This is a genomic window from Candidatus Bathyarchaeota archaeon (assembly GCA_029882535.1).
Lineage (GTDB): Archaea > Thermoproteota > Bathyarchaeia > Bathyarchaeales > SOJC01 > JAOUKM01.
The window spans coordinates 11,071-35,846 of record JAOUKM010000009.1; the positions used below are offsets into that span (position 1 = coordinate 11,071).

Here is a 24,776-nt window from a genome sequence, read left to right on the forward strand (position 1 = left end):
TTCATGATTCCTCCCCCTATGATAGTCTTCAAATATAGAATAGAAAGAAAAAGAGAACGTAGTCAACATTCTGTTTTAGCCTTGATGAAAAATACCGATTTCAGAGACACAAGTATTATAAAACCAGAGTAAAACAATAGATTATACATCAAGGAATAATTTGAGCAAAAGAAATGTTAAAAGTTGAGAAACTCTTAAAATAGTATAGAGGAAAGTGTTCTTTTGTCAAGCTTAGAAAAGACCGTTCGAAGTCATAACAGAAAATCAGAAACCTCTAAAGAAAGCGGCGCTTCTGAAAATCAAATTCCCAAAATCTACTTGAAGGCGATGCCTCTCAGAAACCTTTCCGACTTGGACACAATAAAACGCGAAGTCAAATCAGGCAACATTATTATAGTCAAAGTAAGCCCTCTGGCAAACAAAAGCATCAAAGACATCAAAAAAGCTGTAAATGAGTTATGCGAATTTGTTAAAACAGTAGACGGCGACATCGCTCGATTAGGAGAAGAACGAATAGTCATCACTCCCTCTGGCGTACGAATTTGGCGAGAAAAACCCGTTGCACCTCAAGAACAAGTCTCTACCGCAGCCTAAGAGTTTCTAAAGTTTCAGGCGCCACCGCATCAATTTTAAATCTTCTTCTAAGAAAGTTCGAGACGCCTAGACACTTTGTCTTTTCACCGTGACAAACTATTACCTTCTCAGGCCTTGGCGTGACGCGATGAATGTAATTAATAATCTGCCTCCTGTCTGAATGCCCTGAAAAGCCTTCAATTGACTCAACCTGAAGTCTTGCTTTTATAACTTCGACTCTGCCCTCATTGTTCACGATAGGAGTTTCGGTCAATCCCTTTTGCACTCGACGCCCCAAAGTACCTTCAATTTGATAACTGACGAATATCACTGTGTTAAGTTTGTTAGAGGCTAATCGCTTGAAATAATCAATCACAGGTCCGCCCTCAAGCATGCCTGCAGTTGCCATAACAATACTTGGTTCTCCTTCCACTATTTCTTCTCGAGCGCTTGGATGCTCCACTATAGTAAAGTAGTCAGATTGAAACGGGTTTATTCCCTCATGTAAAATGCTGTTTCGAACCTCCCTAGCTAAATATTCCGGATAGGCTGTGTGAATTGCAGTGGCTTCTGAAATCATTCCTTCAATAAACACTGGAGCCTCTTTCATTAATCCTCTTTTCATATAACCGTCAATAATCAACATAATTTCCTGAGCTCGACCAACTGCAGGCACCGGAATTATAACTTTTCCGCCGCGTTCTAATGTTTCATTTATTATTGACGAAAGCTTTTCTTCGGCAGCAATTCTTGAAGGCATAACATCTTGAGGAGCCCCATATGTACTCTCAGTTATTATTGTCTCTACTCTAGGAAACTCTGTGGCTGCCGCTTCGAGAAGAGTTGTTCTTCCGTATTTATAATCTCCCGTATAAACAAGATTATGCAATCCTTCTCCAATATGTAAATGAGTTACTGAAGAGCCTAGAATATGTCCAGCGTTATGTAAAGTCAAACGAATATCAGGCGATATGTCAGTTACGGCGCCATAACGCAACGGCAAAGTGTGAAGAACACATTTACGGACATCTTTCTGATTATAAGGGGCTGTAGAACCTTGTTTACTTGCGACATCTAAATAGTCTAATTGAAGCAAAGTCATGAGATTTGATGTGGGGGCAGAACAGTAAACTGGGCCGTCATAGCCGTATTTGAATAGAAAGGGGAGAAAACCACAGTGGTCAAGGTGTGCATGGCTTATGATTACAGCGTCGAGGGTATCTATGTCAAATCGGGGTACGTCGAGCCGTGGGAAAGCATTGAGAGGGTTGGTTGAGCCAGGGTTAATGCCACAATCTAAAAGCACTTGGCTTTCTCTTGTTTGTAGGAAAATCGCTGAACGACCAACCTCTCGAAATCCACCTAAAGCTGAAATTCTTACGTCACCTACTTCATGGATCATGGGTCGAAAAATTCTTTCACCTATATTGCGCAGTATCCTCTCACGTTCTTTGGTTTCTGAGTGGAGATAGTGACGCATGTGACTAATGATTTTTGATGCAATAGGAGAACTCCTCAAGATTTTAGGGCGCCATCTTGTTTCCTTTACAATCTCCTGCAATACCGCCCCGTTCTTTCCTATGACCAGACCTGGCTTCTTCGCATCGATTATGACTTCGCCAAGGCTTGGGTCAAAGTTTATGTTTGTAATTTCAGCTTCTTTAGGAACCGCTTTTCCTATAATCCTTATTGTGTCTTTTTCAGGTAATCTCACAGAAGGATCGGCTCTCACAACTATCCTCTTGCGAATTAAGCTAACTATGTCTGCAATAATGGAACTCTGCTCAATCAGAATTTCGGGTCTTTTTGTGTAGACCGCTAATGCTGGGCCTTCAAATTCTATCCTAGTAACTTCTGCCTTTTCAGGTATATGTTGTAAGACTGCTTGGCTTATCTCGACTTTGCTCTTGCCAGCGGTTGTCACGCTTTTCTCCTCGTCTCAGACACCGTCTCCGCTATGTCGTTTTTCTCTCCATCATCTAGTTCGCGGTAGCCTTCTTTATCAATTAAGCTTACATCAAAGCTGTCGCCACTTGCCGTGTTCCTTTTCATAGCTGCTTTCACGGCATGAACAACGATTGGTAGCAGCTTCTTTGTAGAAACTCCTTCTCGATATTTATCCTCAAGAACACCATAAGCTACTGGAGAACCTGAACCTGTAGCAACACATTTTTCCTCTGTTAAGCTGCCTAGAGGATCAAGCGAAAACACGTGAGAACCTGTATCGTCGACTCCTCCGATGAGAATTTGAGCAATCAATGGGGCATAGCGAGATGAGAATAGAATATTTGCGACTAGTCTAGAAGCGGCTTTTATTGGAATTGGTCTTCCAATATTCATTTTGTACAGTCGTGCATTTGCTGTAAGTATATCAACAACTTGTTGTGCATCTGCGACGCTTCCTGATATTGTTATAGCAATGTGGTCGTCGATTTTGTATATTTTCTTTCCTTTTTTGTGGGCTATAAAAGTGCCCATTGTTACGCGGGTGTCTGAGGACAGAATTACGCCATCACTACAGACGACACCTACGGTGGTAGTACCTTTAAGGACTAACTGATTTGATGTTTCACGCACTTCCATGTTCTCCTTGAAAATCGAAAACGCTATTTTGCGATTATCTTCCAAAGGAAGTTAATTGCCATTTATACATTACCGAGTTATTTAAAAGGACTTCGTGAATATTACTAGCAGATGCAAAAACCAAGTTTGCTGGAATAGTGATTTGCTTTGACTATGAAGCTTCATCAGATGCAGCTTCCACGAGAAGTCGTAGTTGGAAATGATACTTTAGGGCTTGTTGTGCCAATTTGTAAAAAGCTTGGATTTTCAAAGTCTGCTTTTGTAGTGACAGGTGTTATAACATACAAGGTTGCAGGACATAGGGTTATCGACTTACTTGAGGATTCTGGAATCAATGTAGGTCATTTACTTGTGTCCTCTTCTACCATGAAGGACGTGGATGTTGTCAGAGCGAAAATAGAGGAAACAAAGCCTCAAGTGGCTCTCGGAGTTGGAGGTGGCACAAAAATCGATGTTGCGAAGCTTAGCGCTGCACAGCAAGGCATTCCCTTTATAAGTGTACCCACTAACGCGTCGCATGATGGTATTGCGAGTTCTCTAGCATCAATCAAGGGATCAGAGAAGCCTTATTCTATTATGGCACAGGCTCCTATGGCTATAATTGCTGACACAAACTTGATTGTTCAAGCTTCTCACCGTTACACAGCCAGCGGATGTGGTGACGTTATTGCCAAATTCTCCGCGGTCCGCGACTGGCATCTTGCACACAGAGTAAAAAATGAATATTACGGTGAATACGCTGCAAGCTTGGCGCTGATGAGCGCAAAACTCGTTGCAAAAAACGCTGAATCAATTAAGCCAAGGAATGAGGAAGGGCTAAGGGTTCTTTTGGAAGCGCTCATAAGCTGTGGCGTTGCTATGAGTATAGCGGGCAGTAGCAGACCTAGCAGCGGTTCAGAACATCTGTTCAGCCACGCTTTAGACCTAATTGCACCCAAGCCTGCAATGCATGGGGAACAGGCAGGCGTTGGCACTATAATGATGGCTTGCTTGCACGAATTGAATTGGCGCCGCATTAAATCGAAGTTAGAAAAGGTTGGAGCGCCGACAACTGCTGAAGAACTTGAAGTTGAACCTCAGGATGTTATAGAATCTTTGGTGAAAGCAAGAACCGTTAGGTCAGAGCGGTATACTATTTTGAACGAAAAAAAGTTGACTTATAAATCGGCTAAGGCGCTTGCGAAGAAAACTAGGGTAATATAAAAGCTGAAATTGTCCTATTTCTTTCGTGGTTTCTTTGCTTTTTTTGTTTGCTTCTTCTTCGTCAACGTTTCTTTTTGTGGCTCTGTTGCTTTGAGGCTTTTGAATGTTTCAACGAATTCTACTTTTGTGATAGTTAGGAAGAAGCGTTGTATGTCAGTGGCTACGCCTCTTTTTGCTAGTTGGAGACCTTCTATGTAAAATGCCTCTTCTGGAACTCGTATTACTACATCAGTTTTTTCGATGCCTAGCTTGAACTTTGTAATATTAACTACAGGTATTCTTCGGTGGATTAATGCGGATATTTTTTCTTTGCGTGTTCTAAGTTTTTTCTTCGCTGTTACTTCGTAGACTAGGGTTTTGCCTGCGAGGGGTGGATTGAAGTCTAGTGTTACTCTGCCTGCTCCAACCGTTCTTATCGTGGCTAGTTTCTTTTCATATTCAACGCGCATTCCGAGTTTAGGTGTTATGCCTTTGTCTCTGAGCCTTCTTAGCGGGACCATCTTTAGTTTTTCTGGGTCTCGGGGGCCGAATGCTTTGTCCGGTGGAATTTCGATTGTTTCTGGCTTTTTTAGTTGTAGGGATGAGAGGCTGTCATCTAATGCTTTAAGTACCCATCCTTCGCCGACGACTACGAGGTTTGGCTCGTAGATTTCTCCTTCCTTGTATAGTCGTTCTTTTTTCGCCACATCTTCCTGAGTAGTGTCGAATGCTTCTCCTGTTTCTTTTACTTTGGCTGTGTATTCGATTAGTAGAAAGTCTCCTTTTTTGAATGGCATTTTGCTTCATCTCTTGGCTTTGTTGTTTATGGCTTTTTTGACTTGCCTTATTGTGAGTGTAGTATTGCTGTGTGTATGGCTTTTAAGCGTTGCCCGATGTTGGTTTATTGTGTGGCGTTTTGATTGGGCTGTTCTAATAGGTTTTTAATAGGTGGCTAATAAGCTTCAAATATGAGTGCTTCTGTAACAGAATTTTGGGTGGTGTATCTTTAGATTCTCTGATCCTATATTTGTTCAATCACTTTACAGGTTTTATCTCTTAAGGACAATTGCTTGCGGAATCGAAGTTAAAGGAAAGAACAAGTGGAAGACTTTAATCCAAAACACAAGCATTAGATAATGAAGAAGTATGCAGGGCAAATATAAGTTTCCTTCGTCAAGGATGTATGTGACTTTCGCCGTACTTCTCCCTCTTTGCATTCTAATTATTTTGTTATGGGTGATTCGTCCTTCTGAAAATCCTACGCTTAAGAAATGGTTTGTTTTAGGTATTTCCATTTTGGTAATTGGATTTTGGACATTTATTGTTATTAATCGGTATAAGAAAAAACAAACTATAATGCACTCTGCAAAAGTCATCAACCGATTTTTTACAGGGAGTCTAGTCAACCGAAGACTTTACAGAATCCTTTGGAGTAAAGTTTATATTTTCGTTGAAATTGCTTACTCTAGAACTTACTATTATGGAGACATGAGAAATGGCTTATTTGACCACTCAAGGCGGACAACCAATACTAATTCTTAAAGAAGGAACCGGCAGGAAACGTGGACGAGAGGCTCAGAGAAACAACATAATGGCAGCACGAATAATAGGTGAAGTACTCCGCTCTACACTAGGACCCCGCGGAATGGACAAAATGCTCATTGATTCGCTAGGCGACATAACGATAACAAACGACGGCGCAGCCATCCTCGACGAAGTAGATGTTGAACACCCTGCGGCAAAAATGATGGTAGAAGTAGCTAAAACCCAGGATGACATGGTTGGCGACGGAACAACAACAGCCGTAGTCCTAGCAGGCGAACTCCTCAAACATGCGGAAGCTCTCCTAGAGCAGAACATCCACCCACTTATAATTGTAAGCGGCTACCGCAAAGCCTCGCAAAAAGCAGTAGAACTCCTCAACAAAATAGGCATCCCAGTAGACATAAAAGACCGCGCAACACTCAGAAAAGTTGCGTTAACTAGTATGGGAAGCAAAGCAGTAGGCAGTGCAAGGGAAACATTAGCAGACATTGCCATCGACGCTGTGATGCAGATTGCCGAAAAACGCGGAGAAAGATGGATAGCTGACATAGACAACATCCAAATCACCAAAAAAGAAGGAAAAAGCCTCTTCGACAGCCAACTTGTAAAAGGCATCATAATCGACAAAGAAGTAGTCCACGCAGGAATGCCGAAAACCATAAAAAAGGCAAAAATTGCCCTACTTGATTGCCCCCTTGAAGTCGAAAAAACCGAGTTCAACGCCGAAATACGCATCAAAGACCCAACACAAATGCAAGCATTTCTAGACCAAGAAACGCACATGCTCCAAGACATGGTTAAGAAAATCGTCGCCTCAGGTGCGAATGTAATGTTCTGTCAGAAAGGCATAGACGACATGGCGCAACACTTCTTGGCTAAGAAAGGCGTCCTCTCCGCGAGAAGAGTAAAGCAGTCAGACATGGAAAAACTCGCCAGAGCAACCGGCGGAAAAATCGTCACAAACTTAGGAGACCTCAAGTCGAAAGATTTGGGAACTGCTGGTCTCGCAGAAGAACGCAAAGTCGGCGACGACAAAATGATATTCGTAGAGAAATGCAAAACACCCCACTCAGTAGCAATCCTGATCCGTGCAGGCTTGGAGCGCATGGTTGACGAAGCTGAACGTGCAATGAATGATGCCCTTTCAGTGGTCTCAGATGTCATCGAAAACAACAAAATAGTCCCCGGCGGCGGAGCAATCGAAGCAGAAATAGCAAAGGAAATCCGCGAATACGCCACAAAAGTCGGTGGAAGAGAACAACTAGCCATAGAAGCTTTCGCAGACTCTGTGGAAATTGTGCCAAAAACACTAGCAGAAAACGCAGGGTTGGAATCAATCGACATTCTCGTAGGTTTGAGAGCTGCCCACGAAAAACGGAAAGGGCATCTTATGGGAGTAAACGTTTTCACGGGCAAAATCATCAACATGGAGCTTAGCGGCGTAATAGAACCTGTGGCTGTGAAAGAACAGGCGATAAAATCTGCTACAGAAGCCACGTCTATGATACTACGCATAGACGACGTAATAGCTGCGACAAAACCAAAAGAAGGCCCAGGCCCAGGCGCAGGCGAAATGCCTGAAGGCGGAGAATACTAAGCAACTCTCCTTTTTTCTACATCCTAAAATTAAGCACAAACTGTATTTTCTAGTTCTTTGACGGTTCGGATGGATAGTCTGGCTGGAACTCTCTTCGAGAGAAATATCCCCAGCATACCCCATTTTATGTGCGCGCAAAAATTATAAATACAATCATTCGATTGATAGTTCAGTTTGGAGGAATTGTGGCTTGGCAGCTGATTTGACAGCGCTTGTTATTGGTGTTGTAATAAACACAATTGTAATTTCACCAGTTCTCTGGTTATCAGGAAGAGGGCTTGTCGGAAAAGAGAAAGCAAAGCTCGCTGACGCAGTCTGGATAGTTATAATCGGCACGGTGGTTGGAGCACTACTTGGAGTTTTTATTACAGGTTTAGTGGGCGCGGTCGTTCAACTGGTAATTTGGCTGGCTTTGGTGAAACATTTCTTTGACTGCGGATGGTTGAAAGCACTTGCGATTAGCATATTTGCAGTAATCATTTTCATAATTGTAATGCTGATACTGGCTTTCGTTGGAATAGTAATTTGGGTTCTTTGGTTCTAAACATTACAGTCGAGCGCGCAGTAGGATTAGCTATTTCTTGGTTAAACCGAGAGGGCTGCCTATTATTCCTAAGATTGAACCGATTGTAATTGAGGACTAAAAGAGTGATGGCGTGGATATTCCTTGTGTGATTAAGAACCAGTAAACAATGTAAGGAATAGAAAAAGATAGTGCCAATACACTGCCTGCGATTCTAAACCTTTGCTTCTCAATCAGAATGGCGCCTATTATAATCAAGAAGCCTAAAATGAGCAAAACATAGCTACTCTCGCCAAACAGCCAAGTTAGACTAGAACTAAGGAACACATTGATTAACCTCGCAACTAACGATAAAAAGTAACCATATTTTGCTTCTGTCACTTTTCTAGCCTTCATGATTTTTAGTCTAGCATATGCTTATCTTCGTTCAGGAGGTTTCGAATATGAACCATCAGCTTCTATAGACAGCTAGTCTTCGAACAGTGCGCGCATGGTAAAGTTGATATTTAACCCCAGCCCCTACTACAAACAAAACCGCAACAAGTGAAAAAACAAATGGCCATCCAACAACGAAAACGTCTCATATTCCGCTGGACTACACCCAAAAACCTCCTAGCCATACTCCTTTTCATCATCCTCACAATCATAGTAGAATTCATCATCATCACCTTCGCCATCCCCACAGCAGCGAAAGACCCAACAGCGACCACCCTATCCCTCCTCAATGTCACCATAAGCCTACTATACCACATAATCCCCGCAGCAGTCATAGTCACCCTCACCACAAGCTTCACTCATCTCGCAACCCACACTGCCAACATCCCCAAAAAGACCCAAATACCAAAAAAACCGCAAACACAAAAATCCACCCGCCTAAAACCCCTACGGCAATTCCACAAAAAAATTCGAAGAGCCACACGAAAAATCAAAACCAAAATTCTAAAAACTCCTGCCATAGCCTACATTAAACAACGAATAACCCTAGCAAAGGCCATCATAAAAAGCGCTACAACAATTACACTTACCTTTATCATTATAATTACCCTCGTCACCATCGCAGCCTACCCAAAAATCATCCCCACCGCCACCGCCGACTTTTACCATTGGAACACAGTCTTCCTCAGCTTCGTCACTACGACAATAAAAGCCTCTGAAACTATTGCAAACACTATCCCACCAATAGGCGCCGTAGCAACAGCAATACACAACGCACTAATCGCCGCCGCACCTACATTCCGTAACACGCTTGAGGCAGCAGCATCCGCCATAACAAGCGGCCTCGTCTCTCTCAACCCAACCGAAAAATACCTCATAATTCAAAACGCCGCCGCTTGGATCATAGCTATTGCAACGCTCAGTTACAGCCAATACATCAAGAACCGCCGTTACAGACGGTAAACAACCATGCCTGACAGACCAAGATTTGGCCCTGCAGGAATTCCCTTCTGGTTTAAAGAATTAAAAGCATCAACTAGTGAATTGCCCGGTCTTCTGAAAGAACAAGGACTCGACACGCTCGAATACGGGGCGGTGCGATGGGGACAAAAACCCCAAATAAAGCAAGAAGAAGCAGAAAAGTTGGGAAAAAACGCTGAAAAACACGATGTTTGGCTGACAATGCATGGCTCCTACTACATAAATCTCCTCAGCGACAAAGGAACACTTGAAGCGAGCAAAAAACGCCTAATCGCCTGCGCCACCGCTGCCCAATGGATGAAAGCCCACACAATGGTGTTTCACCCAGGTTACTACAGCCAAAAACAATCCCACAAAAAAGATTTGCAAAACTGCATAAAGACACTCAAAGAAATCGCAGAAACCATGCAGTCAATGAACATAAAAGTTAACCTTGGACCCGAAACCTCAGGCAAACTTGCCCAACTTGGAAGCCTAGAGGAAATCTTAACCATATGCGAAAATGTAGAACAAACTCAGCCAGTCATCGACTGGGCACATATCCACGCGAGAGGAAGAGGCAACCTCAGAGCTGCTAATGACTTCGAACAGGTTGTAGAAAAAATAGAAAATCGCCTTGGAACCACAGCTGCCAAAAACCTTCACTGCCACTTCTCGCTAATCGAATACACTTTCCGTGGAGAAAGACGGCATCACCATTTAGGCACTCCCGGCTACGGCCCGAAATTCGAGTTATTAGCAGGGGTTATAGTTAATCTTGGCTTGAAACCAGTGATTGTTAGTGAAACTTCACTTCCTGGCGAAGACGCCAAAAAAATGCGTTACATATTCTTCCAAAAGTTGAAAAGCGCCAGTGTTCTACGATAAGTTTTTCTGCAATGCTCTCTTGCAATGAAGTGGTGCGCTTAGTTGGTACGACTTAAGGGATTCCAAGAGCTTACACCCGTCAATGAAGCCTTGGAAAAATTCTTCGAAACACTTCAACCAAAACGATTAAACACAGTTTTCATTCCAGTAGAAAAAGCGCTGGGGCGAGTCACAGCCAAAGAAATCATTGCACAAATAAACTTGCCTCCTTTTAACCGTTCAGCAGTAGATGGATACGCCCTAAAAGCAAAAGACACTGTTGCAGCCTCACAATTTCAACCAAAGACTCTCCGCCTTGTCGAGAAGGAAGTTGTAGAAGACGGAGAGGCAAAGGAAATCTGGACAGGGAACATCCTTCCAAAAGGTGCATATGCGGTCGTGATGCTGGAACATACAAAAAAGATGGATGGTGGAATCGGAGTTCTCGTTTCTTTAACGCCTGGCGCCAATGTTTCCAAGAAAGGCGAAGATGTAGAGAAGGGTGAAGTTGTGATAGCGGCAGGAGTAAAACTGACTCCATATCATTTAGGCTTGTTGGTTGCGCTAGGGATGGAGAAGATTGAAGTTGTGAGAAAGCCGAAAGCTGCAATTTTGGCAACAGGCAACGAACTAGTCGCGCTAGGAGACAAGTTGGAGCCGAATCAAATTGTTGAAGTTAACAGCATAATATTGTCAGGTATGTGTGCTGAACTCGGGGTCGAGGCTTTTAGTCTCGGCATCGCAAAGGACGATGAAAATGAGATCAGAGAGAAGATTAGCGAGGGCTTAGCAAAGGCAGACATGGTGATTACAACTGGTGGAACAAGTGTTGGTGTCCATGATTTGGTGCCTAAAATAATTGAACAGATGAAGCGTCATGGCGTTGTCGTTCACGGGATAGCTATGCGTCCAAGCATGCCGACCGCGCTTGCTGTTGTGCACAGAAAACCAGTGATAATTTTGTCTGGAAATCCTGTGGCTGCAGTAATAGGGTTTGAAGTTTTCGCTCGTGCGCTTATTCAAAAACTACTGGGAACGAGGAATGGCGCGAGGGTGAAGTTGAAGGCTAAATTAACGCGGAGAGTTGCAGGAGTTTTGGGGCGGCGTGTCTTCCTTAGAGTGAAAGTTGTGGAAAAGGACGGAGAGTTTTTAGCTGGGCCGATTCGCGTTAAAGGTTCTGGCATCATCACAACAATGACGAAAGCAAACGGCTACGTAATCATCCCTGAAGATAGAGAAGGCTTGAGAAAAAACGAGGTAATCATTGTTCATCTTTTTGACAATGTGACGGGAGAAAAAAGAGAAAATGTTTAAAAAACTGCTTAGTTTAGACGAAGCGAAAAAGAGAATTGAAGAAGCGTTTTCTCCAAAACCTCTTCGAACTGAAAAGATTCCTTTGCTGAAAGCTGTTGGACGTGTATTAGCTGAAGATGTGGCTTCTCCTATTAACGTTCCACCATTTCATCGCTCAACTGTGGACGGTTACGCAGTTAGAGCTGAAGACACGTTTGGCGCAGAAGAGGACAGTCCGGCGGCGTTAAGGTTGATGGGACATGTGAATGTGGGTGAAATGTCAAGTTTGACTGTGGAAAGAGGCAGCACAGTAGAGATTGTGACTGGTGCGCCGTTGCCTACTAATACAGATGCGGTCGCCATGGTGGAGAATACTACACAGAAAGATGGAAAAATTCTAGTTTACAAGCCTGTAGCGAGGGGTGAAAACATAATGCCGTCGGGCTCGGACATCCACAAAGATGAAACCGTGTTAAAGCGTGGAACTAGCGTGTCTTCTCGCGAGTTAGGAGTGTTAGCTGCATTAGGGGTCATGCAGGTGAAAGTGTTTAAGCAGCCTAGAGTTGCAATTGTCTCAACAGGAGCGGAAATTGTAGAGCCTGGTAAGCCTTTGCCTCCGGGAAAAATCTACGACATAAACACCACCACGTTAGCTGCAGCGGTTTTAGAAAGCGGTGGAGAACCAATTGGCTTTGGAATCGTTCAAGACGATGACGAAGAACTATTGAAGGAGACGCTGAGAAAAGTAATAGACGTTGCAGACGCTGTTATAACTTCGGGCGGAGTTTCTGTTGGACCAAAAGATGTTGTTCCACAAATTATAGACAAACTTGGGAAGCCTGGGTTGGTGGTTCACGGTGTGGCTGTCAAACCTGGAAAGCCCGTTGCAGTCGCAATCATAGATAGTAAACCAGTTTTTTCACTTCCAGGTAATCCTACTTCTTCGCTTCTAATGTTCCATCTGCTTGTTCGCCCTATACTTTTCAGGATGGCTGGAAAGGAGGAAAAACCGTTTGCCACCGTGAAGGCGATTGTTACAGCAAAGTTGTTTTCAGCACGGGGACGGCGAACTTTCGTCACTGTTACTCTTTCTCGTGACAATGAAGGTCGATGGCTGGCTTCTCCCGTTCCAACAGGGCAGTCAGGCGCCATCACCACGTTGGCAAAGGCTAATGGCTATGTGGAATTAAAGGAGACTCAACAATTTATTGAGGCTCGAGAAGAAGTTAACGTTTTTCTGTTCAAAGCTTTAGAAGATTGAGAGCTTTCTATTTTAGGTTCTTTCTTTTTGCGGCAACATATATTGTTGCCACACAAGTGAGGATGAAGTACACTGTCCATGCAGTAATAGCAAATAGGCTGCTTATGTCAGGGGTTGCTGCGTAGTTTGTCAAGAAGACGTTAAGCATGAGGGCAATATGAGTTGTGGCGATAAAGAACAAGCCGACAACAAGCCATAAAGACCAGCTTTGCAGCCGATACAGTCCAAAGGCAGCAATCAAGCTTAAAACCGCTACCAACGCCACGTGAAAGAGGCCTAACCCATACATTCCTAGGACTATGAAGTTCACAACGCCAGCTACCAAGTAGAAAACGGCGAAAAAGAACATACCTTTATATTCAATTTCCAATCTCGACCTTAAACCCATGCTAGAGCCTTCTTTTAGACTATCGCTATACACAATTAAGTAATAAATCTATTTCCCCACCGTTTTCAGCTATTACAACATCGTCGGTCTGCGAAATGTCGGTTGACTATTTACGTTTCCTGAAGACTTTATAGTCATGTGGGTACGCGTGAAAGCTTTTCTAAGATCTCTTAGTTAAATTTGGGGAATTGTTGTAAGATTTCCTGAAAAGACTATACTAAAAATTCCGGATATGCACGCATGATTGCTGAAGCTTTTAAGAAAGAGTTTCAGAGATCCTTTAAGTCGTGATCTAATGCCCCAGGAAGTATCACTTAGACAGATTCCACAAAAAACAGATGCTTAGCTTTATGGTCGACTTGACTTTTAAAGATTGAGGAAGTTGCCAAGAGTTTGTTTAACTATATTCCTGTGGGTGCGTGGATTTTACGCGCACGGCTTTAACATGGTTTTAGTTGTTCTCTTCGTTTCCCTTTCTACTTTAAGGAGCTTGTTTTGCAAACGTAGTGAATAGATCAGAATCTGTGCATGCAAACATAGAATAATGTTAGAATAAAGGCTTGTAAGTTTCTGAAGATCACAGAAATTAATAATCTCGCGCTTAACTGTGACATCTTCGATTTTGTCGTTCAGCACAGCTGAGACCTCAATGAATAGACTGCCCTGCGATTTAATTTGAAAGAGTTCTGTAGCTTGCGTTAGGGTTAGCACTGGCATTTCTTCATTTTTGAGTTTTTTCAGTAGGTATTCGAGGTTTTCCATCGAGTTTTCCTGGGATCCAAGCTCAGGGTTCTCATATATTCCGTGGAGAGCGAAGACCCCGATTCCCCCTTTTTGATTTGTCTCATTCAGCCAGTAGTCAATCATTTCTGTGGAGAGACTTGTGCCAACTATGGGAATGTGAGTGCGGTAGTATTCGTCGTTTGGATTCCAGATCATTCTTGGTTCTTGGCCTTCCTCCCCAAGTCTTTGATATACGTATTGTTCATCGACAATTGAGTCCCAATGCACCTCGCCGTAGGGATAGACGAAGCATGGATTCTTAATGGGTCCGAAGTGGTTGTCAATCCATTCCTTGCTTCCTTCGATCTCCCAGCTTGCAAAGTATTCTTGTAGACTGCTTAAGTGAGGGTGGCTTTGGCTGTGGCTTACTATTTCCCATCCCTCGTTTTGCATGGTAAACAGTTCCTGCAGAATCATGATTGGCTTGTCTTTCCATTGGTCATCATCCCAAACGTAACGTTCACTTTCATAGTTTCTGGCCATCCAGGTTATCGCTGAGACGACACCGGTGTAGCCATAGTGTCTTAGGATCGGCCTTGCAGCTTCATAAGTGTTCAATAGTCCATCATCAAACCAGAGAATGACACCTCGGTCGCGAGGAATTGGCTCGCCTTCCAGGAAGTTTCTGTTGTATTTTGCTATTTTGTTCCACCAGTATGAATGTGTGTACAGACTCGCCGTCTCCATACCCACCTCATGCGTTTCTGGCTCATATCCCGTCCAAACAGCGAAGCGTTGTATTTCATGATTGATTGCGTCGCCGTATCTGCAGATTATGTCGTTTAGGCTCACATTTTTCCAGGTGTAGCCGAGGCCTCCGTATGACCAGAGCCAAAGATAGGTGCCTAGAGTTCGGGCATTTAGCAAGGGTATTAGAGCTGAAAAGTCTACATTGGGTGGAGAGTAGATGTCTACGTGAAAGTTGCTCCAGTCATATTGATCGATGAACTGGTAGAGTCCTTGGTATGGTGTCTGGCTCGACATGTAGAAGCACAATATGATGTTGTTATGTTGGACGTTGTCTATGGCTTTTAGGAGATTTGACAGTGCCGAAGCGCCGTACAGCATGTAGAGCGCGTCAACGTCGTCAATGTATATTCTTTTGGACGGGCTGGCAGAAATCTCGCCTTGGAGAATGTCGGCGAAGTCTTTTTCAGTTTCCGCGTTTTCGAAAAGATAGTAGGGAACCCATCTCCAAAATCTGATGTCGTATCGAGCTAAGTTCTGCATGCTTCTGTTCTGGTCTGGGTCATATCGCACCACTACGTTCTGAAAGGAAAGGTTGTACGCCCACTCAGCAAGGGTCAGATTGACATGTTGACCTATCCATGTGAACGTGGCTTCTGGTTGTTCCAAATCGATGGAGATTTTTATGGCAGTCTGGTTGTTAGTTGGGTTTTCATCAGTCTCAAGTATTGCTTCTGCGGTCAGGCAGTATTCGTCTGGGGCAATGTTTGATGTATTCCAGTTGAATGAGAGGGTGATGGAATCTTTTGAGGTTAGCGTCAGTGTTCTCGTGTCAATGGAGGTTGTGCCGTGTGCAACTTCGATGTCAAAGGTTTCTTCATAGTCTCCCAGATTCTTGACGCCTACGTTGATGGTCACGATGTTTCCTAAATACACCTTGGGTGGGGCAGAAAGGTTAGTGATAGCTACGTCGTGTATCTTCACGGGCGGTTTGGGGATAGGCATTAAGGCGAAGGTCACGTTGACTGTGGCTAGGATGTCAACGAAAATCCCCGACTTGGTCTCGTTGTAGTATCCGTCTGCTGTGACTATGACATAATAGGCACCTAGCGAAGGGACCTCAATATTATAATAACCAAACAAGTCGGTTGCAGCTATATGAGTATCAGCAGAAACGGTAGCGCCCACAATCGGAAGAGATGTTGCACGGTCAGTGACGTAACCTTCAATCCAACCGACACTAGGTCTGATAACAATTGATGTGTTGGCAGTATTACTAGCTTGAGTCTCATCTGTAGCAAGGATGGCTTCCGCGGTTATTGTGTAGGGTGCAGGAGAGGTGTCTGAAGTGTTCCAGCTAAACGTCTCAATTTTCGTGTCTTTCGAGGCTAGAGAGACAGTTCTGATTCCAACGGAACCTTCATCGTAGGTAACTGCCAAGCCAAAGATCTCTTCATAGTCACCAAGGTTCAACAGGTACACTTCGATGAGTATAACCTGTCCTTGGTATGCTTCATCTAGGGAAGAGATGCTGGACACAGCTATATCGTGCTTTCCTGCAACTGGCTCGAACTCTGAGGGCGCGAGTGTCAGGTAGAAGTTTACTACGACTGTGGCTTGGATGTTGACGAAGATGTCGGTAACAGTTTGGCTATAATAACTGTTGGCTGAAGCCGTGAGATTGTATCTTCCTGGAGCTGGAACTTCGATTCTATAGTATCCCCTAACATCTGATGTGGCATAGGTTTCATCGATCTTGACCGTCGCTCCTTTAATCCGGGTGCGGGGTGTTGAAGTTTCAGTGACGATGCCCACGATCCAACCAAGAGCCGGTTCAGAACTCGGGTCTGGACTTGGGGTCTCTTCTGGAGGTGGTTCAGGACTTGAAGTTGCTCTATCGTTCCTATAGACCAAAATCACGTTTGTAACCGCCATCAGCGCGGAGGAAGATAAGATGATTGAGATGCATACAAAAAGCACTAGAGTTGTAGAGTTTGTTTTGCTGATCAAGTGTCCTATTGTACTTCGCAATTCTACAACCATGATATACAACGCGAAAAGTGTATTATGTCTTACGTCGCACTATATATGATTAAATTTAATTAGGGAAACTACATATTGGCTGTGTGTATCACTAGTATTAAGCGTGAAAACCCGTTCAGGTTGCAAAAATCGTGCGCGTGTTAGTCTCTTCTGCGGCATATGTTCTCTCCGACCATTTGCTTTCCAGCGAGGGGATCTCTTGTTATCAGTTGTTGAAAAGCATGGGGAAGATTGGCTACTCCTTCGATGCTATTTCAGAGTTCGTCAGGATTCGAAAACCATTAAGAAACGTCAACTTTCACCAGGTTGGATCCTTCAAAATTATGCCTAAGAGCAGCCTCGTTACAAAGTACCTAGGGCACACGGAGTTCATAACCCGCAGCTACTTAAAATGCGCGAGAATTCTAAAGGAGAAGAAGGTCAACATAATACATCATATGTTCCCTGCAGTTTATAATCAAAGCTTTAGCCTCCTTGCATTGACAGGGAAGACGAGGAAGCATCGCTTTGTTATTGGCCCTCTCTCAGCTCACTATTATACGAGGCCTCTGGACGAAAGAACGATCATGGGACTCACGTCCAAGCTTCACCGGAAGACCATTCAAGAATCTGATGCAGTCATAACGATCAGCCAAAAGGTCAGGAAACTGTACGAAGGGGTAGTGGATGACGAAAAAATAAGCGTCATACCTTTAGGGGTTGACACAGGTATTTTCAAACCTGCAGAGAAAAGGTTTCGCAAAGATGGCTATGAAATTCTTTACGTTGGTTACTTGTACGAGCTAAAAGGCGTAGAATATCTTATTAGATCTATGGCACTGGTTGCAAGGGAACGGAGAGATGTCAAGCTGAGAATTGTTGGTGAGGGACCGGAGAAAAGTAGACTTATGGCTCTGACAAAAGCTCTAAATCTTGAAGAAAGAGTTCTTTTCGAGGGATTTGTACCTCACACGCGAATTGTAAGATGCTACCAGAAATGCGACATTTTCTGTTTTCCAACACTTGGAGAACCATTTGGAAAGGTGGTTTTAGAGGCTATGGCGTGTGGCAAACCCGTCATTGCTTCAAATGTTGGAGGACCCGCAGAGATCATAGAAAACGAAAGAACCGGCTTTCTAATTCCTCCGGCTCAGCCCCTAATTCTAGCGAAAGCAATCCTCGGACTAATTGCCGACAAGCAAAAGATGAAGAAGATTGGAGTCAATGCGAGAACAGCCGTCGCACAACGTTATTCTTGGCAAAGTATAGCTGAAAATTATCAAAAATTGTATAGTAGCTTCGCATAGTCTGACAGATGTGCTTGCATGAAGGTTTTCTTAAAAACCTTTTTATCATAAAATACTTGAGAATAACAATGAAGGGTCGGTATTGAGAATCCCATTTTTCCTTTTTAAGCGGAGAACTCTAAGGTTCTGGGATTATTGGCTGCTTTCAAAATTCAGTGGAAAGGTTTTGAATATTCCAAGATGCGGGCGCATAAAGAAGACTGTTGTTTTGTCCTTTGATGTAGAAACTTGGGATGGGAAATGTGGTGGGCAAGAGGAATTATCAGCTAATCCTGAGGAGGAGTATTTCCAATATCTTCCAAGGCTTTTAGCAATTTTGGACAAGTATTCTGTCAAGGCCCAGTTCTTCGTTTGCGGGAAGGTTTTGGAGCTGTATTCCGAAGCTTTTGAAGAGGTAGCTCGAAGAGGGCATGGAATAGGCGGGCATGGTTACTACCATGAAAATATGTCTATGCTTTCCTGTGACTCGCAGAAGACGGTTGTTAGTATGGTTAAACGTCTCATGCACAAAAAGCTTGGAGTAGAAATGCGAAGTTGGCGTTGCCCTGGACTGAAGGCAAATATTGAAACGTTTAAAGTCTTAGAAAGACTAGGCGTTAGATACTCGAGCAATTGCTACAGAGTTAAACCTTTAAGCATAAATGGTGTCCTTGAGATTCCGCTGTCGGCCAGGATGGATTATCATGTGCTCAAGTCTCAAGGCCAGAAAAACACCGACGGTAATCTGTGGGCGGAATACGTGAAAAAGAAAATAATAACAAGCAGTGGGCTTCTAGTTTTCGGCATGCACACGTGGGTCCAGAAAAAATACGATCCTGAATGCAATGGAGTTGAAAGTTTACTCGATTTTCTTAGCTCCGCTTGGAGCAGTGTTTGGATAGGAAGGTTCGATGACTTTGAGGAGATCGTCGTCTAAATACTGGTCTCAGATAGCAAAGCGTTATTATCGCGCCAGAAGAGACTCTTTGGATACAAACATTTTACTGAATTTGCTTAATGAGAACATTGGCGCCTATAATCCTCACTCGGTCCTCGAGATAGGGTCCGGACCTGGAATATTTACTGAAAACTTGTATAGAAAAGCTTGGACAGTGTCCACTGACATCTCTCGCCGCATGCTCAAGTTTACAAAGCGTAGAGGAATCAAAGCGGAGTTTATCCAGGCAGATATGGAACATTTACCTTTCAAGCACGATAGTTTTGATATGATTGTTGCGTATAGAGTGCTTGAATATTCAGGGAATGGCACACAGACTTTGAGGCAATTTTCGAAAATAGCTCCCATAATGTTGGTTCAGATTCCCCGGCACGATTCATTTAGGGGGTTCATGCTCCTCTTATATCGGTGGGCGCGATTTCCCGTACTTCTTCTATTCAAAAAGAACGTGAGGTTCAAATCTTACTCCTTTAAAAGCGTGGCAAAGCTCCTGAAAAGATCGAGATTGAGTCAAGTGAGATTGATAACCTATAACAATGGGCTGGACATTCATGTAGTGCTTAGGAGAAACCAACATTGACAAAGTGAATAGGAGGAAACGCACAAACTAGACACGCGTGGGAGGTCGCCATGAACATATGCTATGAGTTTCGAACGCGCACTACGCACGTGCTAAAATATATTACAAACTGGACATACCTTCTATCAAGAACGAATAGCTCCAAAAACAGTGATGGGATAGACTGAATGTGGCTTTGCGACTATTCATCTATGCATACCCTTAGAAAAATAATCTAGGATGACCTCCATGAAGACATGCTTCGCATCCTTTGAATATCCACCTTCGATTACGGGAGGAGCTGGAGTCTATGCGAAATTTATGTCCAGAGAACTTGCGAAACTAGGCCATGAGGTCCATGTAATATCACCGACTACCGAACACTTCTTCACCAGAAAGGTAGAGAACGATCTGATTGTGCACAGAATTCCAATCATAGATAGGCCACTTCTAAAAATCCCTTCTTATTGGTTGAAGTTAAGAAGATTCTATAAAGAGCTAGACACACTGGAAGGCTTCGATCTATTACACGGAAATGTTACGAGCGATCTGAGTTTGACGAAAAACCTGGTCAAGATACCAAGAGTTGTTACCATACATCATTTAGCTCGTTCTACATTCCAGATGATAAATCCTTCTTGCTTCGAGATGTTACAGAATCCTGAAGGAGAGGTTGGTATTGCCGCATGGTTGGAAAAGGAGACGATAGATTTCGATAAAAGAGTAATCACTCGAGCTGATAAGGTAATTACTGTAAGTAATTTCGTGAAACGTTGCATAGTGAACATCTATCGAATACCTGAATCTAAGATTGAAGTTATTTACAACGGAATATGTCAAGATTATGAACCGGGTGAAAATGATATTCTGCAGATGAGAAATAAGTATGGCTCAAATGGTTCGATTGTTCTGTTTGTTGGAAGATTGGAGAAGAGAAAAGGTTTGCCGTTCTTGCTAAAGGCGTTTAAAACCGTCTCGAAGAGCACAAAATCGACCTTGGTGATAGCAGGTTCGGGAAGAGTAGAGCCTTTCAGAAGTTTGGCCACTGCCCTCGGAATAGGTGAACGAGTCGCTTTCACCAGTTTCGTAGATTACGAAACTTTAAAGAAATTGTATCATGCTTGCGACGTATTTGTTCTACCCTCATTACTGGAAGGGTTCGGTTTGACAATTCTAGAGGCGATGGCGGCCGGGAAACCGATTGTTGCCTTCAATGTGGGAGGGATTCCAGAAGTTATGAGAGATGATGTCCATGGAAGATTAATAGATCCAAAGAAACCTAATGAATTGGCCAACGCTATCATTTATTTTATTGAGAACGCACAGCTGTCTGTAAAGGTTGGCAAAAGAAATAGAGACTATGTGGCACGAGAATTCAGCTGGAAGAAAACCGCAAAACAAACAGAGAGATTGTATAGAAGTCTTATCCGTTGAGTTTAGCCGCCACCAGATGACTGGCGACATGATTGTAGGAGTACTGATAGTAACTTCCTAAGCATCCTTAAAATGCGCATGCACCAAAATTCTAAAAAGAATCTTGGGTTAATAAATGAGAGCAAAACAGTCTCATAGCGATTATAGAAACGTGGTAGAACCAGTTGAAAAGAGTCAAAAGTGTGGACATACTTAGAGGCATTGCGGTTCTGTGGATGATTACGTTTCAAACCTTCGATTTTTTCAGTATGGACTTTAAAATGTACGGAGATTTCTTCTACATTTTCCTGAATTCTTTCAATTGGTTGTCCATCTTCATGTTGGTGAGTGGCGCTAGTTTGTGGCTTATGGTTAACAAGAGACTTCAGGAGGGATACCCCAAAACAAAAATTCTTCTTAACGGCTTAAAACGGTATGGTTTTTATCTTGTTTTAAGCTTTTTTTTGAGTCTGTGGTGTTTCAATTTCGATACTTTCTTGAAACTAAATGAGATTTTAGGGGCAATTGGCGTTTATGCTTTAGCCTCCTTAGTGCTGCTGCTGGTCTTTTACAAAGTGGAGTTTTCATTCTTGCCCCTTATGTTTCTGGTTTTCAGCTCGTCTTTTTGGGCTAAGGATCTCTTTCCTGATCGTTTTTTCCCATTTTGGTTTATCTTGCCATTTTTCCTCTCGGGCATGTTCCTTTCCAAACTAGTTTTGGAGAAGAAAGTTAAGCAATTGCTATTGTTTGATCTTCTATTGTCACCTATTATGTTTTTTCTTGTCCTTTTAGGCGACAACATCTCCTATGTTGATAAGTCCTTGAGCTTCGTCGTTTTCAATGTTTTTGTTGTTGTGTCTTTGTTTGTTTTGGTCATTTGGTTTGAAAACTCTAGATTTTTGGATTTCTTTAGTTTTGTTGGCAAACATGCATTGTTTTTTTATGTTTTTCATTTTGTCGTGTGGTTCAAATTATTGGTATATTTCAACGTGTTTCAAAGTTTTAATCAACTGAACAGTGTCTTACTTACTTTTTTGGCGATAGCCATCATGTTCGTGGCCACTAGGATGAGTGACATATTCCATGTGAAGACACTTATGTATGTACAAGAAGTGGCTAGGAATCTGAGCCATGGAAGATGGGGAACCAGCATCAAATACTCAGCGACTTTGATCTTAGTTCTTCTCTTGATAATCGTAACACCCTTAATGATGCCACGGCAACCCCTCCTAGATAGGCTTTACCTGCATCCTATTAAGGGAGTTTTGAGCACAGACAGCTACCACAATTATCCTTACAAAACTAAAGATCTGGAAATTGGCTTTTCAAGGTATGGGGAATTAGTCACTCCTCAAAATGGATCCTATTATGAAGATGGAATACTGATGGGTAAAGGCCTAAGTTATGACGGGCACGAAGCGTTTGCCTGCCCAGACGAGAAAGGTGAATATTATCCCCTGGAAGGCTGGCTTCTACAGTTTTCTTACCTTGATTATGCTACTAACACAATAGAATCCGACGTTGCTCACGCACTCTACAGCAATTTGGAGAACAGAGTTCCTGAGGCCGGTCGAACGCAAAACATTCTCGCCGAACCTTTAGAAATCGTGTACGATGGGGCAAGACGTTTTGTAGGCCAAGCCTTGATCCATATTTTCCACAACCATGTCAACATAATTGATCTTAAACAGACAATCGTGTACAATAAGGTGTCAAAGTATGTGACCATTCTAATGGACGTCAAGTTCCTCGAGCCTACCGATCGTGTAGGGCCGCTTCAACTGAGTTTAAGTCGCAGGGTAAATTTCAAGCTGGCGCATAGCCTGACATCGAAGCAAGGACGCACTGATCAGGTCTACGCTATGTTGAAGCGTGGACTTGAAACTCCTTACCGATCCCTAGGTTGGCTTGGTCATAATAATACTGGTTACTATGATGTTGTTACTGTTTACGTTACGTCGGAGCTCACCGGAGAAGAAGATTATACTGGCTTTGCCGCCTACTGGCCTAACGTTACAGACACCCGTCTTTACGGGTGGAGCGACTGGAACCAACCAATAGATGGTCACGAATCTGCTAGCCCTGAACCAAGAACCGCGTTAGTGATTGGTGAGTGGGATGCTTTCATACTACCCAATGCATCCAAACGATTTGTTGTAGTATATGGAATTGTTGATGGAATCTTGAGTAATGAGCTAGAATTTCAGCTTGACATGGTTTTCAATCCTTGGGACCTACAGGAAGCTGTCAGCTCAGAGACTAAATATCAGTGGATTCTTATTGGTCGTGATGCGGCGGAGATTGACCTTGACAGTGTGACTCTTATGGCACAAAGTATCAAGGTCGGCTTTCTAGGATTTGACATGTACAACTGTAGTGTTCCTAATGCACCACATCTATTACAGATTTGGAAGAATACCGGTATGAACCGTTCTGATTATCTCGATCCTCATGGTCGGCTTCACTTTATGGACGAATGGAGGGGGGAGAAAGTTGCTGGATCCGGCATCATCATTTTGGGAGGACCCACAGCAAATCTGGCAGCTGAATACTTCAATGATTTTTGTGACGTCATTGTCACCCAGACAGGAATCTATGCTCCCGCCTACTTGGGCAGTGTGTTTTCTCCATCATTCGATGGCTCTGTAAGTTACGCTATTATCTCTGTCTGTAAGGATTTCAACAACACCTTTTCATTCATTGTATGGGGGCTCAACGCCGAAGATACGTACTATGCAGCGTATGTTCTCCAAGGCGGATTACTCGAAGAGTTGCGAACTGTTCCTAATGGCATAACGACTATTTTGATGAAGTTTAACTATGATTACGATGTGTCTGATGTCAGATTTTGGACGATCGCCAAGTATCTTGGGGTCATCATCGAATTTGACTGATAATCGCGCGTGCTAGCTTAAGAACACTATGAAATGGATATGTATGTCTTCTATCAGCCTCGCTGAACGGGTTTGCGTGGGCGCGATAAGAACAAATCCACAAACTCTTTGCCTTCACATGATTCCATAATTTCATCAACATGCGTTTGCTCTGTAAATTCTTTTTGTATTTCTATGACATAAATTTTGAAACCGTATTCGAAAAGTTTGTTTAGAAATTCTCTAGGAGAAAAACCACTTCTCGAAATTGCTGTAGGGCCAAATTCAATAAACATCTTCAAGTTTTCGTTAGCTTTAATTACTCTGTCCATTCCTAAAAGAGCCGCCATCTCTGCACCTTGAATGTCAATCTTTATGACATCAATGTTGTCATGTTCATTTCTAAAATACTCATCCAAAGTCGTACCTTCTACAGTGATCGATTTCCTACCGTCATGAGAGTCATATATTCTGTGGTCGCCGAGATTGTCAGAGTTTAAGAATAATCTAATAGATCCATAGCGGTCGAGGACAGCTTTTCGTTCTATAATTACATTGCTGTAACCATTTAATTGCACGTTTTTCCTAAGTAAAGCACAGTTATCTGGCTCCGGTTCAAAGGCGTATACTTTTCCTTTCTTGCCTACGAGTTTTGCCGCAATTAGCGTATACCAGCCAATATTGGCCCCTAAATCTACAACAATCATCCCTTTCCTGACCGCTCTTTTGAACAATTCGGTTTCATGCATTTCCCAAACTCCATAATTCAGCAGAGTTGGAGTAATTGTCTTATCTCGTGCATTCACATACATTTTGTGTCCTTGAAGTGAAGTCCACAGGTAAGAACGGAAAATTTTCTTAACGAGCGACAACAAACGCGCGCGCGCATTTTCAAGCCCTCTGTTCCTGAATGGCACAAGAAATATTCTGACTATTTGAAATCGTACACGCGAGCACACATCTTTTGTTTCCATCTTTTTCCACGTAT

General features: G+C 43.0%; 21 protein-coding genes. 13 read left to right on the top strand and 8 right to left on the bottom strand.

The features are described 5' to 3' along the window. Positions 1 to 222: 222 nt before the first annotated feature. Positions 223 to 594, top strand: coding sequence for a cell division protein SepF (locus OEX01_03955; GenBank protein MDH5448142.1), 372 nt, complete (start codon positions 223 to 225; stop codon positions 592 to 594). On the opposite strand, the gene OEX01_03960 is transcribed toward OEX01_03955, so the two are convergent. Together OEX01_03960 and psmB are read right to left on the bottom strand one after the other, a co-directional pair. After that, complete coding sequence (locus OEX01_03960; protein ID MDH5448143.1) at positions 581 to 2,497, bottom strand: beta-CASP ribonuclease aCPSF1; 1,917 nt, start codon at positions 2,495 to 2,497, stop codon at positions 581 to 583. The two genes, OEX01_03955 and OEX01_03960, sit on opposite strands and share 14 nt — an antisense overlap. Next, entirely contained in the window at positions 2,494 to 3,150 is a 657-nt protein-coding gene (gene psmB, locus OEX01_03965; GenBank protein ID MDH5448144.1) for an archaeal proteasome endopeptidase complex subunit beta, read from the bottom strand. Before psmB ends, OEX01_03960 begins: the two co-directional genes overlap by 4 nt. A gap of 159 nt (positions 3,151 to 3,309) precedes the next feature. Here psmB and OEX01_03970 point away from each other — a divergent pair, with 159 nt between their 5' ends. Continuing rightward, positions 3,310 to 4,359, top strand: coding sequence for an NAD(P)-dependent glycerol-1-phosphate dehydrogenase (locus OEX01_03970; GenBank protein MDH5448145.1), 1,050 nt, complete (start codon positions 3,310 to 3,312; stop codon positions 4,357 to 4,359). A 14-nt stretch (positions 4,360 to 4,373) separates the two neighbouring features. On the opposite strand, the gene OEX01_03975 is transcribed toward OEX01_03970, so the two are convergent. Further along, positions 4,374 to 5,135: a peptidylprolyl isomerase gene (locus OEX01_03975; protein ID MDH5448146.1), complete on the bottom strand. Its 762-nt coding sequence runs from the start codon at positions 5,133 to 5,135 to the stop codon at positions 4,374 to 4,376. A gap of 698 nt (positions 5,136 to 5,833) precedes the next feature. Here OEX01_03975 and thsB point away from each other — a divergent pair. Both thsB and OEX01_03985 read left to right on the top strand, forming a co-directional pair. Beyond that, entirely contained in the window at positions 5,834 to 7,480 is a 1,647-nt protein-coding gene (gene thsB / locus OEX01_03980; GenBank protein ID MDH5448147.1) for a thermosome subunit beta, read from the top strand. Between the two features lie 190 nt (positions 7,481 to 7,670). Beyond that, positions 7,671 to 8,024 carry a hypothetical protein gene (locus tag OEX01_03985; GenBank protein ID MDH5448148.1) on the top strand — a complete coding sequence of 118 codons (354 nt, stop codon included), beginning with the start codon at positions 7,671 to 7,673 and terminating at the stop codon, positions 8,022 to 8,024. Positions 8,025 to 8,120: 96 nt separating this feature from the next. Here OEX01_03985 and OEX01_03990 read toward each other — a convergent pair whose 3' ends face one another. Continuing rightward, positions 8,121 to 8,399: a hypothetical protein gene (locus OEX01_03990; GenBank protein ID MDH5448149.1), complete on the bottom strand. Its 279-nt coding sequence runs from the start codon at positions 8,397 to 8,399 to the stop codon at positions 8,121 to 8,123. 147 nt (positions 8,400 to 8,546) lie between these two features. Between OEX01_03990 and OEX01_03995 the strand changes: the two genes are divergently transcribed. From OEX01_03995 to OEX01_04010, 4 genes are read left to right on the top strand one after another with little or no spacing between them, the layout of a single operon-like run. Next, positions 8,547 to 9,401, top strand: a complete 855-nt coding sequence (locus OEX01_03995; protein MDH5448150.1) for a hypothetical protein — start codon at positions 8,547 to 8,549, stop codon at positions 9,399 to 9,401. A gap of 6 nt (positions 9,402 to 9,407) precedes the next feature. After that, entirely contained in the window at positions 9,408 to 10,286 is an 879-nt protein-coding gene (locus OEX01_04000; GenBank protein ID MDH5448151.1) for a TIM barrel protein, read from the top strand. A gap of 42 nt (positions 10,287 to 10,328) precedes the next feature. Then, entirely contained in the window at positions 10,329 to 11,579 is a 1,251-nt protein-coding gene (locus OEX01_04005) for a molybdopterin molybdotransferase MoeA (GenBank protein MDH5448152.1), read from the top strand. Further along, positions 11,572 to 12,819: a molybdopterin-binding protein gene (locus OEX01_04010; protein MDH5448153.1), complete on the top strand. Its 1,248-nt coding sequence runs from the start codon at positions 11,572 to 11,574 to the stop codon at positions 12,817 to 12,819. Before OEX01_04005 ends, OEX01_04010 begins: the two co-directional genes overlap by 8 nt. A gap of 7 nt (positions 12,820 to 12,826) precedes the next feature. Here OEX01_04010 and OEX01_04015 read toward each other — a convergent pair whose 3' ends face one another. Together OEX01_04015 and OEX01_04020 are read right to left on the bottom strand one after the other, a co-directional pair. Further along, positions 12,827 to 13,240, bottom strand: coding sequence for a hypothetical protein (locus OEX01_04015; protein ID MDH5448154.1), 414 nt, complete (start codon positions 13,238 to 13,240; stop codon positions 12,827 to 12,829). Between the two features lie 393 nt (positions 13,241 to 13,633). Then, positions 13,634 to 16,720 carry a carboxypeptidase regulatory-like domain-containing protein gene (locus OEX01_04020; GenBank protein ID MDH5448155.1) on the bottom strand — a complete coding sequence of 1,029 codons (3,087 nt, stop codon included), beginning with the start codon at positions 16,718 to 16,720 and terminating at the stop codon, positions 13,634 to 13,636. A 137-nt stretch (positions 16,721 to 16,857) separates the two neighbouring features. Here OEX01_04020 and OEX01_04025 point away from each other — a divergent pair, with 137 nt between their 5' ends. The 4 genes from OEX01_04025 (at position 16,858) to OEX01_04040 (ending at position 20,936) form a co-directional block, all read left to right on the top strand. Continuing rightward, positions 16,858 to 18,006, top strand: a complete 1,149-nt coding sequence (locus OEX01_04025; GenBank protein ID MDH5448156.1) for a glycosyltransferase family 4 protein — start codon at positions 16,858 to 16,860, stop codon at positions 18,004 to 18,006. Between the two features lie 82 nt (positions 18,007 to 18,088). After that, the gene (locus OEX01_04030) at positions 18,089 to 18,922 is read left to right on the top strand and encodes a polysaccharide deacetylase family protein (protein MDH5448157.1); all 834 of its coding nucleotides are present in this window, start codon (positions 18,089 to 18,091) and stop codon (positions 18,920 to 18,922) included. 49 nt (positions 18,923 to 18,971) lie between these two features. Then, positions 18,972 to 19,523 (top strand): class I SAM-dependent methyltransferase, encoded by a 552-nt coding sequence (locus OEX01_04035; GenBank protein MDH5448158.1) that lies wholly within the window; start codon positions 18,972 to 18,974, stop codon positions 19,521 to 19,523. Positions 19,524 to 19,751: 228 nt separating this feature from the next. After that, positions 19,752 to 20,936, top strand: coding sequence for a glycosyltransferase family 4 protein (locus OEX01_04040; protein MDH5448159.1), 1,185 nt, complete (start codon positions 19,752 to 19,754; stop codon positions 20,934 to 20,936). A 767-nt stretch (positions 20,937 to 21,703) separates the two neighbouring features. On the opposite strand, the gene OEX01_04045 is transcribed toward OEX01_04040, so the two are convergent. Continuing rightward, entirely contained in the window at positions 21,704 to 21,868 is a 165-nt protein-coding gene (locus OEX01_04045; GenBank protein MDH5448160.1) for a hypothetical protein, read from the bottom strand. A 114-nt stretch (positions 21,869 to 21,982) separates the two neighbouring features. Between OEX01_04045 and OEX01_04050 the strand changes: the two genes are divergently transcribed. Next, on the top strand, positions 21,983 to 23,809 hold the full coding sequence (locus OEX01_04050; GenBank protein ID MDH5448161.1) for a hypothetical protein: 1,827 nt from the start codon (positions 21,983 to 21,985) through the stop codon (positions 23,807 to 23,809). Positions 23,810 to 23,862: 53 nt separating this feature from the next. Here the strand turns inward: OEX01_04050 and OEX01_04055 are convergent, their stop codons facing one another. Beyond that, positions 23,863 to 24,660, bottom strand: a complete 798-nt coding sequence (locus tag OEX01_04055; GenBank protein ID MDH5448162.1) for an FkbM family methyltransferase — start codon at positions 24,658 to 24,660, stop codon at positions 23,863 to 23,865. Between the last annotated feature and the right edge of the window lie 116 nt (positions 24,661 to 24,776).